At 66.7% G+C, this 10,514-nt stretch carries 11 protein-coding genes; 8 read left to right on the plus strand and 3 right to left on the minus strand.

The annotated features are described in order from the left end of the window. Positions 1-147: 147 nt before the first annotated feature. Complete coding sequence (locus tag NMQ16_RS12615; RefSeq protein ID WP_257081080.1) at positions 148-1,017, minus strand: transglutaminase family protein; 870 nt, start codon at positions 1,015-1,017, stop codon at positions 148-150. A gap of 281 nt (positions 1,018-1,298) precedes the next feature. Between NMQ16_RS12615 and NMQ16_RS12620 the strand changes: the two genes are divergently transcribed. The 4 genes from NMQ16_RS12620 to NMQ16_RS12635 all read left to right on the plus strand — a co-directional run bounded on the left by NMQ16_RS12620 (position 1,299) and on the right by NMQ16_RS12635 (position 6,946). Then, positions 1,299-1,967, plus strand: coding sequence for a BON domain-containing protein (locus NMQ16_RS12620; RefSeq protein ID WP_257081081.1), 669 nt, complete (start codon positions 1,299-1,301; stop codon positions 1,965-1,967). A gap of 147 nt (positions 1,968-2,114) precedes the next feature. Next, entirely contained in the window at positions 2,115-3,305 is a 1,191-nt protein-coding gene (locus NMQ16_RS12625) for an acetate/propionate family kinase (RefSeq protein WP_257081082.1), read from the plus strand. Between the two features lie 132 nt (positions 3,306-3,437). After that, positions 3,438-4,529, plus strand: coding sequence for a transaldolase (locus NMQ16_RS12630; RefSeq protein WP_257081083.1), 1,092 nt, complete (start codon positions 3,438-3,440; stop codon positions 4,527-4,529). After that, complete coding sequence (locus tag NMQ16_RS12635) at positions 4,526-6,946, plus strand: phosphoketolase family protein (RefSeq protein WP_257081084.1); 2,421 nt, start codon at positions 4,526-4,528, stop codon at positions 6,944-6,946. Before NMQ16_RS12630 ends, NMQ16_RS12635 begins: the two co-directional genes overlap by 4 nt. On the opposite strand, the gene NMQ16_RS12640 is transcribed toward NMQ16_RS12635, so the two are convergent. Continuing rightward, complete coding sequence (locus tag NMQ16_RS12640) at positions 6,933-7,661, minus strand: Crp/Fnr family transcriptional regulator (RefSeq protein WP_373566786.1); 729 nt, start codon at positions 7,659-7,661, stop codon at positions 6,933-6,935. The two genes, NMQ16_RS12635 and NMQ16_RS12640, sit on opposite strands and share 14 nt — an antisense overlap. 302 nt (positions 7,662-7,963) lie before the next feature. On the opposite strand from NMQ16_RS12640, the gene NMQ16_RS12645 reads away from it, so the two are divergent. Then, on the plus strand, positions 7,964-8,611 hold the full coding sequence (locus NMQ16_RS12645) for a PRC-barrel domain-containing protein (RefSeq protein WP_257081087.1): 648 nt from the start codon (positions 7,964-7,966) through the stop codon (positions 8,609-8,611). 96 nt (positions 8,612-8,707) lie between these two features. Here NMQ16_RS12645 and NMQ16_RS12650 read toward each other — a convergent pair whose 3' ends face one another. Further along, on the minus strand, positions 8,708-9,247 hold the full coding sequence (locus NMQ16_RS12650; RefSeq protein ID WP_257081088.1) for a bacterioferritin: 540 nt from the start codon (positions 9,245-9,247) through the stop codon (positions 8,708-8,710). 331 nt (positions 9,248-9,578) lie between these two features. Between NMQ16_RS12650 and NMQ16_RS12655 the strand changes: the two genes are divergently transcribed. The 3 genes from NMQ16_RS12655 (at position 9,579) to NMQ16_RS12665 (ending at position 10,489) form a co-directional block, all read left to right on the plus strand. After that, a complete protein-coding gene (locus tag NMQ16_RS12655) occupies positions 9,579-9,743 on the plus strand; it encodes a DUF1328 domain-containing protein (RefSeq protein WP_069037660.1) in 165 nt (54 codons plus the stop codon). Between the two features lie 49 nt (positions 9,744-9,792). Beyond that, complete coding sequence (locus NMQ16_RS12660) at positions 9,793-10,197, plus strand: hypothetical protein (protein ID WP_257081090.1); 405 nt, start codon at positions 9,793-9,795, stop codon at positions 10,195-10,197. Positions 10,198-10,291: 94 nt separating this feature from the next. Beyond that, positions 10,292-10,489 carry a hypothetical protein gene (locus NMQ16_RS12665; RefSeq protein ID WP_257081093.1) on the plus strand — a complete coding sequence of 66 codons (198 nt, stop codon included), beginning with the start codon at positions 10,292-10,294 and terminating at the stop codon, positions 10,487-10,489. The last annotated feature ends 25 nt before the right edge of the window (positions 10,490-10,514 follow it).

Here is a 10,514-nt window from a genome sequence, read left to right on the forward strand (position 1 = left end):
CAGCCGCTCCCACAGCCGCTCCCACAGCCGCTCCCACAGCCGCTCCCACAGCCGCTCCCACAGCCCTCATCCCGCCGGCTCAGCGCAACAACACTTTGCCGACTCCGGCAGCGACGTCCGGATGGTGGCGCAGGCGGCGGCTTGTGCTCAGCGGATGCCGTCGGTCGACAACGCTTCGCGGCAGTGCTGCGGCAGGACCATGTTGCGCGACGGATCGTCGATGGCGGTGGCGCGGATGAACGGGGCTTGCGACAGCACGCCGCCGAAAATCGTGGCGAAGGCGACGTCGGCGGCGTCGCGGCCGGTGCCCAGGCGTACCAGGCCCATCGGGATGGCGGTGCCGGACGGATCGAAGATGTACCAGCGGTCGCCCAGATACACCTCGACGTAGGCGTGGAAGTCCGGCGGACCGAGTACCGGGTCGGCGCCGTAGTCGGTGCCGGTCACGAAGCGGGCCGGAATGTTGATGGCGCGGCACAGCGCGATCATCAGGTGGGCGAAATCGCGGCAGATGCCGACGCGCTCGATCACGGTGTCGACGGCGGAGGTGCTCGAATTCGAGCTGTTCGACGTGAATGCGACGTGGCTCAGCACCCAGTCGCGGATCGCCTGCACGCGGCTGTGACCTTGCCACATGGTGCCGAATTCGCGCGTGGCAAGCCGGATCAGCCGGTCGGACTGGCAGTAGCGGCTGGGGTAGATGTAGCCCATCACTTCGGGCGGCAGGCGGTGCACCGGCACTTCGGCCAGTTGCGCCGGCTCTGCCCAGTGATGTACCAGATCGACCGTCGCCTGGTATGAAACGGTGAGCGGTCCGGGCTCGGCGCGCAGCCGCATGTAGCGGTTGCCGGTCAGCGGATCGACGTGGATGTGCGGCTCGATCGGCTGGCTCAGCGTCAGGACTTCGCCCGACACGGTCTGGCTGGCGGTTTGCGCGACATGGATGTTGAAGACGAAGTCGGCGCCCTGGAAGTCGATCTGGTAGTTCAGTTCAATCTGCAATTCGATGCGGATCATGGTGCGGGCTCCGCGGGGTAGGGTCGCGTGCGCGACCCGGGAGGTTGTCGGAAAAGGGTTGCCGGAAAGGGTGGGACGCGGCGATTTGCCGGCAGCGGATATGTCTCAGCGCCGCCAAGAGCGAAGCATGACGCGTGCCACTGCAGGATTCAGTGCGCTGGCGAACAGTGCCCTTGATGACACGGGCACTTCCGCCCCGGCCGGCTATGCGTGCCGGCGTACATACCCCGGCCCGTTCCCGGCCCACAGTCCTCGTTTGCCCAACGAGGAAAGACAACAACATGAACACCAGGAACATGAAGACCGATGCGCAACTGCTGGCCGATGTGCAGGCCGAACTGAAATGGGACCCGTCGATCAAGGCCGACGACGTGAGCGTGAAGGTCAAGGACGGCGTCGTGACGCTGGGCGGCCACACGGCGACCTTTGCCGACAAGTGGCACGCCGGGTGCGCCGCTCAGCGCGTGTCGGGCGTGGCGTCGCTGGTGTCCGCCATCAAGGTCGAACTGGCAAAGGGCGAAGGCCGCGATGACACCGAAGTCGCCCGCAACGCCGAAATTGCGCTGTACTGGATGGCCGGTCTGCCGAAGGGTTCAGTCAAGGTCAAGGTCGACAACGGCATGATGACGCTGCACGGCGATGTGGTCTGGGCGTACCAGATCGACGCTGCCAATGCGGCGGTGAGTCGACTGCAGGGCGTGACCGATGTCAGCAACAAGCTGGTGCTCACGCCGCGGTCGTGCAACGCCACGGTGCAGTCGGACATCGCCGCCGCACTGAAGCGTTGCGCAACGGCCGGTGCCAAGCCGATCGACGTTGCTGTCACGGGTTCGCAGGCCACGCTGACCGGTCAGGTGGCGAGCGCGCCGGAACGCGATCTGGCGCGCCGCGCTGCCTGGAGCGCAGTCGGCGTGAACAAGGTGGTCGACCACATCATCATCGCCGCCTGAGCCGCATGAAGCCGCTGCGCACGGCGGCTTCATGCGGCAGCGCCCCATGGCTGTCCGGTCCGGTCTCTCGTTGAAGGCGCCGCCTCCGCAGGATGTCGGGGCCTGCGCTTTCGTCATGCCTGCTGATCCACTGCTTTGCGTGTCACCTTGAAAAAATCCTTGCTGGTCATCAACGCCGGTTCATCGAGCATCCGCTTCGCGCAGTTCGACCTGGCTTGCGGCGCACAGCCTGTTCGCGGCATGCAGGGCCACATCGAAGGTCTCGGTCGCACGCCGCAGCTGGTCGTCCATGACCGGCAGGGCGGCTGCGTGATGGAGCGAGCGCTCCAGCCGACCGGCAATCCGGCGGCCGACCACGCCAGCGCGCTGGCCGCACTGTTCGACTGCATCGCCGGACCCGAATGGCCGGACGGCCCGCATGCGGTCGCGCATCGCATCGTGCATGGCGGACCGGCCTTCGCGCGTCCCATGCGCGTCACGCCCGATGTGCTGGCGCAGTTGCAGCAATTCGTGCAGCTGGCACCGCTGCACCAGCCGCACGGCCTGGCCGCGCTGAGCGCCGCAGCGGCACGCTGGCCCGACGTGCCGCAGATCGCCTGCTTCGACACCGCCTTCCACGCCACCCGGTCGCCTGTCGAGCAGGCCTACGCACTGCCGCAGCCGCTGCGCGACGCCGGCGTCCGGCGCTACGGGTTTCACGGCCTTTCGTACGACCACATCGCCGGCGTGCTGCCGCTGCATCTGGGGGCACTGGCCAGTGGGCGCGTCGTGGTGGCGCACCTGGGCAACGGTGCCAGCCTGTGCGCGCTGCGCGGCCGCAGGAGCGTGGCGACCACCATGGGCATGACGCCGCTCGACGGTCTGGTGATGGGTACGCGCTGCGGACGCATCGATCCGGGCGCCGTACTGCATCTGATAAACGGGCTTGGCATGACGCCGGATGAGGTCCAGACCCTGCTGTACGAGCACTCGGGACTGCTCGGCACCTCCGGCATTTCGGGCGACATGCGGGTGCTCGAAGCCAGCCCCGAGCCGGCGGCCCGTTTCGCCATCGATCTGTATGTCCATGCGATCACGCGCGAACTGGGCAGCATGGTCGCGCTGCTCGGCGGCCTCGATGCGCTGGTGTTCACCGCCGGCATCGGCGAGCACAGTGCGCAGATCCGCGAACGCGTGTGCCGCGACGCGGCCTGGCTCGGCATCGAGCTGTCGGCCGGCGCCAACGACGCGGGCGAGACGCGCATCAGCACGCCGCGCAGTCGCGCATCGGCCTGGGTCATTCCAACCAACGAGGCGCGGCTGATCGCCCAGCAGGCCGCCGCGCTGCTGCAGATCTGAACGCCCGCGCAGCGCACCGATGCGGGTGCGTCAGCGCACAGACCGTCCGGCGCCACCCGCGCACGCTGCACCGGACGAGCGCTGCCGGCGACATCTGGCCCGGCAGGCGGAAGTGATCCAAGGGGAGCCTGCATGACGGCACTAAAGCACGTGCGCGACGCCGGCCAGAGTCTCTGGCTGGACAGCATCAGCCGCAGCCTGATCGATGACGGTCGGCTGGCGCGCTACATCGACCAGTACGCCATCACGGGACTGACGTCGAATCCGGCCATCTTCGACGCCGCACTGGGTGAGGGTGGCGCCTACGACGAAGACATCCGCGCCGGTACGCGCGATGGTCTGTCCGGCGAAGCATTGTTCGCCGGTCTGGCGCTGGCCGACCTGAGGCGCGCGGCGGCGCTGCTGCGCCCCTGTTTCGACGCCAGCGGTCATGCCGACGGCTGGGTATCGATGGAGGTGTCGCCGCTGCTCGCTGCCGACAGTGCAGCCACTGTCGCCGCCGCGCGGCAGATCCATGCCGACGCCGCGTGCGTCAATCTGCTGGTGAAGATTCCGGGCACGCCTGAAGGCTTGCAGGCGATCGAGCACACGGTATTCGCCGGCATTCCGGTCAACGTGACGCTGCTGTTTTCGCGCGAGCAGTATCTGGCCGCCAATGACGCCTGCCTGCGCGGCATCGAGCGGCGCATTGCGGCCGGGCTCGATCCGAAGGTCGCCACCGTGGCATCGCTGTTCGTCAGTCGCTGGGATGTGGCGGCCAACAGCGTGATTTCGGTGTCGCTGCAGAACCGGCTCGGCATTGCGGTTGCCCGCCAGGTGTGGCGCAGCAGTGTCGCCACGCAGGCGTCGCCGCGCTGGCAGGCGGCGCTGGCGGGCGGTGCCCTGCCGCAGCGCCTGCTGTGGGCGAGCACCGGCAGCAAGGATCCGGCCGTGTCCGACACCCTGTATGTCGATGCGCTGATCGCACCCGGCAGCATCAACACCTTGCCCGAAGCCACCTTGCTGGCGTTCGCCGATCACGGCCGGCCGCAGCCGGTCATGCCGGACGACGGCGGCGACTGCGACGCTGTGATCGCGCGCATCGATGCTGCAGGCGTGAAGGTTGCACTGCTGGCAGACCGGCTGCAGCGCGACGGCGTGGGCGCGTTCGCGAAGGCCTGGCGGCAGTTGCTCAAGCGCATCGAAAGCCGAAGCCACCTCACGCCCACGGTGGCCGTATCGTGAGCGCCGCGCTGTTGCACCGCGCACCGCGCGAGGAAATGCTGGTCCGCATGAATGCCTGGTGGCGTGCCGCCAACTACCTGTCGGTCGGGCAGATCTATCTGCGTGCCAACCCGCTGCTCGAGGTGCCGCTGACGCGCGACCACATCAAGCCGCGCCTGCTCGGCCACTGGGGCACCACGCCCGGCCTGAACTTTCTTTACGTACACCTGAACCGGCTGATCAAGGAGCACGACCTCGACCTGATCAACATCATCGGTCCGGGGCACGGCGGGCCGGCGCTGGTCGCGTCGACCTATATGGAAGGCTCATACAGCGAAACCTATCCGGCGATCACGCAGGACCGCGCCGGCATGCAGGCGCTGTTTCGCCAGTTTTCCTGGCCGGGCGGCATTCCCAGCCATGTCGCACCGGAAACGCCCGGTTCGATCCACGAGGGCGGCGAGCTGGGCTACTCGCTGGCGCACGCCTATGGCGCGGCGTTCGACAATCCCGGGCTGATCGTCGCCTGCGTCATCGGCGATGGCGAGGCGGAAACCGGCGCGCTGGCCGCGAGCTGGCACTCGAACAAATTCCTGAACCCGGCACGCGACGGCGCAGTGCTGCCCATCCTGCACCTGAATGGCTACAAGCTTGCCAATCCCGCGCTGCTGGCGCGCATCGGTCGCGATGAACTGACCGACCTGCTGCGCGGTAACGGGTACGCGCCGCACTTCGTGTCGGGCGATGACCCGATGACGATGCACCGCCAGATGGCGGACACGATGGACGCCATGCTGGCGGACATCCGCGCCATCCAGAGCGCCGCGCGCGCCGTCGATGCGCCGCCGCCGCCGCCGCGCCCCCGCTGGCCGATGCTGGTGTTCGAGTCGCCCAAGGGCTGGACCGGCCCGGCCGAGGTCGACGGGCTGCCGGTCGAAGGGACCTGGCGCGCGCATCAGGTGCCGATCACCGATTTCAGCCAGCCGGAACACGTTCGCCAGCTCGAAGGCTGGCTGCTCAGCTACCGGCCGGAAGAGTTGTTCGATCACTCCGGCACCTTGTACCGCGAGATTGCCAGTCTTGCGCCGTCCGGCGCGCGTCGCATGGGCGCCAACCCGCATGCCAACGGCGGCCAGCTGCGGGTGCCGCTGCGCATGCCGCCCTGGCGCGACTTTGCCGTCGCACTGGAAGCGCCCGGCGCGGTCGAGGCCAGTGCCACCCGTGTGCTGGGCAGCTTTCTCGCCGAAGTGATGACCATGAATCTGTCGGCGCGCAACTTCCGCGTGTTCGGGCCGGACGAAACCGCGTCGAACCGCCTGGGCGCGGTGATCGACGTGACCGGCAAGGCCTGGATGGCCGGGCAGGAACCGGTCGATGTCGACCTGTCGGCCGATGGGCGGGTGATGGACGTGCTGAGCGAACACCTGTGCGAAGGCTGGCTGGAAGGCTATCTGCTGACCGGTCGCCACGGCCTGTTTTCGTGCTACGAAGCGTTCATCCACATCATCGATTCGATGTTCAACCAGCACGCCAAGTGGTTGAAGGTGTGCAACGATCTTCCGTGGCGGGCGCCGATCGCCTCCCTCAACTATCTGCTGACGTCGCACGTCTGGCGGCAGGACCACAACGGCTTCACCCACCAGGACCCGGGCTTCATCGACCTCGTTGCGAACAAGAATCCGGACGTCGTGCGCATCTACCTCGCACCCGACGCCAACTGCCTGCTGTCGATCGCCGATCACTGCCTGCGCAGCCGCAACCAGATCAATCTGATGATTGCCGGCAAGCAGCCGGAATGGCAGTGGCTCGACGTCGACGCGGCTGCGACGCACTGCGCCGTCGGCGCCGGCATCTGGCACTGGGCAGGCACCGAGCGCGGCGAAGAGGCGCTCGAACCCGATGTGGTGATGGCCTGCGCGGGCGACGTGCCGACGCTGGAAACGCTCGCCGCCGTGATGCTGCTGCGCGAGTACGTGCCCGGCATCCGCATCCGCGTCGTCAATGTGGTCGATCTGATGGCGCTGCAGCCGTCGTCGGAGCATCCGCACGGCCTGAGCGATACGGCGTTCGACGCACTCTTCACGTGCGATGCGCCCATCGTGTTCGCCTTCCATGGCTATCCGTGGCTGATCCACCGTCTGACCTACCGGCGAACCAACCACAGCAAGCTGCACGTGCGCGGTTACAAGGAAGAGGGCACGACCACGACACCGTTCGACATGGTGGTGCTGAACCACATGGACCGCTACCAGCTCGCGCTCGACGCGATCTGCCGCATTCCGCGGCTGGCCGATCAGGTGGATGAGGCCAGGGCAAGGCATCGCGCCAGCGTTGCCGCCCACAAGGCGTGGATCGCCGAGCACGGCGAAGACCTGCCGGAAATCCGCGACTGGCGCTGGCTGGCCGCGCCGCCCGATGTTCCGCTCAGGTTGCCTTGAGGGCCGGCAGCAGCCGGTCGTACTCGGCTTTCACGACGGCGTAGCACTCGCAGGTGCGCCGTTCGAGCCCGGCGCGGTCGAGCACCGTGATGTGGCCGCGCCGGTAGCTGATCAGGCCGCATTCCTGCAGCCGGCCGGCGGCTTCGGTCACGCCTTCGCGGCGCACGCCGAGCATGTTGGCGATCAGTTCCTGCGTCATGACCAGCTCGTTGGTCGGCAGCCGGTCGAGGCTCAGCAGCAGCCAGCGGCACAGTTGCTGGTCCAGCGTGTGATGGCGGTTGCACACGGCGGTCTGCGCCATCTGCGTGATCAGTGCCTGCGTATAGCGCAGCAGCAGGTGCAGCACCGGTCCGGCGCGGTTGAACTCCACCATCATCAGGTTGGACTTCAATCGATACCCTTCGCCGGCGCTCTGCACCACGGCGCGGCTGGTGGTCGATTCGCCGCCCATGAACAGCGACACGCCGACCAGGCCTTCCTTGCCGACGACGGCAATTTCGGCCGATGCGCCATCTTCCATCACGTAGAGCAGCGACACGATGGCCGTGACCGGAAAGTACACATGGCTGAGTCGGGTACCCGACTCATACAGCACCTTGCCCAGCGGCATGTCCACCGGCTCCAGGTTCGGAAGCCAGCGGTCCCATTCGGCATCGGGCAGCGCGGCCAGCAATTCGTTGGTGCGGGCGAACACAGCAGGAGGTTTCATTTGCATCTTCAGCGGTCTCGTGTGTGGGCCCCGATCGGGTCTCGATCAAGGTCGGTCAAGGTGGGGCAGAGAGCCTGTTCGAACCGCATTACACGGATGACGCGAAAGGCGCTGAAGCCTCCAACAACATGCGGTCGGAGCGCCGAAGTGCCCCGAAAGTATAGGCCACATCTCCTGTCCTGCGCCTGCCGGGGGTGCGACACCGTACAGACCCTGCGGGGCCACCTGTCCATCATGCGATGCATTGCTTCTGACCCTGTTGCCACGGCGAACATGCCGGGGCGACCGACCTGACGGAGGTTATCCCGATGCAGCCGAGTCAACTTGTCGCCTTGCATGCCGCCCAGTCGCACGAAGCGGAGGTGCCGACATTCGACCCCGAGCTGCTTCGCAAGCACCGCATCAGGGTTCGCCGGCTGATCCGCCGCATCAAGGCGGGCTATGGCGACCCGAAAGACGAGCCCCGCACCGGGCCCGACCGCGCAGCACAGCAGCACACACCAGAGGAGACGACCATGAGCTACCAGGACAGGGACAAGCACGGCATGTACAAGGGCGAAGGCGCAGCACCGGGACCGCTCATGCGCCACGGCCCCGGGCCCGGCCTCATGGGGGCTGACACACTGATGGGCAACGACGTGTTCAACAAGGACGGCGAAGACCTCGGCGACATCCAGGAGATCATGCTCGACATGCGCAACGGCAAGGTCAGTTACGCCGTGATGTCGTTCGGCGGGTTTCTCGGCATTGGCGACAAGCTGTTTGCCGTACCGTGGAATGCGCTGACGCTCGACACCGAAAACAAGCGCTTCACGCTCGACGTGGCGAAGGAGCGACTCGAAGGTGCGCCCGGCTTCAACCAGGACTGCTGGCCCGACATGGCCGACCAGTCGTGGGCGCAGCAGATCCACGACTACTACGGCACCCGTCCGTATTCGGACGACTCGAAGCTCTGAACGCGGCAGCCACATGGCTGCACACGGGGCCGGGACTGGCGCTGCCTGTCCCGGCCCCGTCTTCATCGAGCCATGTGGCGTCGGCGGCATCGACCCTTACACCGCCACTCCCTGCAGCAGGTCGGCAAGTTCGTCGGCGTGCTCCTCTTCTACGGCCAGTATCGATTCGAGCATGCGACGCGTGGTCGGGTCCTGCTCGCCCAGATGGAGGATGAATTCGCGATAGCTGTCGATGGCGATGCGCTCGGCGACCAGATTTTCGCGAATCATTTCGGCCAGCGTGCCGCCTTCGACGTATTCGGCGTGACTGCGCGCGGTCAGTGTATCGGGCGAGAAATCGGGCGAGCCGCCCAATTGCACGATGCGTGCAGCCAGTTCGTCCGCATGGCCCTGTTCTTCCTTCGAATGCGTCAGGAACTCGCCGGCGACCGACTGCGAGTGAATGCCGCTCGCCATGAAGTGATGGCGGCGGTAGCGCAGCACACACACCAGTTCGGTGGCCAGCGCTTCGTTCAACAGTTTGAGCACCTGCGTGCGATCGGCGTCATAGCCGGCGGTGACGGCGCCATCCTCGACATGCTTGCGGGCGCGCTCGCGCAGGGCGGCAACATCTGACAGCTTTGATTCGGTGTTCATGGCGTTCCTCGGCGAAAGTCTGGGACAGCGGGTGGGCAGTACAAAGCGGGAGGTTGGAGGTCGTTGTCCGAGCGGGCCCACCCGGGCGGGTGGTGGCCGGACATCGCCCCACTCTGGCGTGACGAAACCGCCCGGTCCGTGCGGTGGACCACTTAGCGCGCCTGTCGCCGTCCACGTTCGCCACCGCACAGACGGTCCCGGCTGCCGAGAGCTCAATAGGCCTTGTGGCGGGATGCCCCGGAAAAGTGAGCCTCGCACCCCGTTTCTTCCATGGCTTCGCGCTGCAACCCCGTCAGAGGCCGGGGGGCACCGTCATCGAGGAGGAGTTGTCATGCTGCATTACGCCATCGTGTTCTTCGTCATCGCCCTGATCGCCGCGCTGTTCGGCTTCGGCGGCATCGCCGCCAGTGCCGCCGGCATCGCGAAAATACTGTTCTTCGTCTTCATCGTGCTTGCCGTTGCAAGTTTCGTGTTCGGTCTTGTCCGTCGTGGATGAGGCGTTTGCGGGCCGCTGGCCACCCCTGATCAGAGAAAGCAGGCACACCATGAATGATCGCAACAAGAATGACCGTCAAGACGGTTTCGGCGCTGCGCCCGACAACTTTGCGGAGGCCATGGCGCACACCGCCGGGGAGGTGATTCGCTCGTCGAACCAGATCGCCCATCAGACGCTGGACCAACTGGCCGACCGCGTGGACAGCGCCCGCCTGCAGGTTGCGCCGGTGTTCGACCGGCTGGCGCACCGCGCCGACGAGATGAAGTACCGCGGTGTGGCGGCGGTACGCGACGGTTCGCAGCGACTGCGTTACCAGGCAGTGCGCGCCACCGACTCGACGCTGGGTTACGTCCGCCAGAAGCCGGTCAGGTCCCTGCTGTTTGCCGCCGCGCTGGGCGCCGCGGCAACGCTGCTGCTGTCAATCGTCGGACGCGCCGGAAGGCCGCGCGACTGAAACGTCGATCGCCGCGTCCGGCAACAGTGACCGAGCAGCCGTCAGCGCTGCGCCCGGTCGAATCTTCACATCGCTTCACGTCCCGGGAGATCGCATGCCTGCCAATACATTCTCTTCCGCCAGCCCGGACCCGACCTGCCTGAACGATCATCTCAGCCAGTGCGTCGTGGCACTCGGGCCGATGCATCGCATGCGCTGTGCAGCCGAGGCCGTCGATGCCTTCCTGGCGCCGCGTTTCGTCAGTCTGCTGCTGGTGATGTCGGCCCTGCTGCTCGCCGGCCTGTCGCTGTAAGAACGGCCCAGGGCTCCAATGACGA

Source organism: Methyloversatilis sp. XJ19-49, from assembly GCF_024580145.1.
Classification (GTDB): domain Bacteria; phylum Pseudomonadota; class Gammaproteobacteria; order Burkholderiales; family Rhodocyclaceae; genus Methyloversatilis.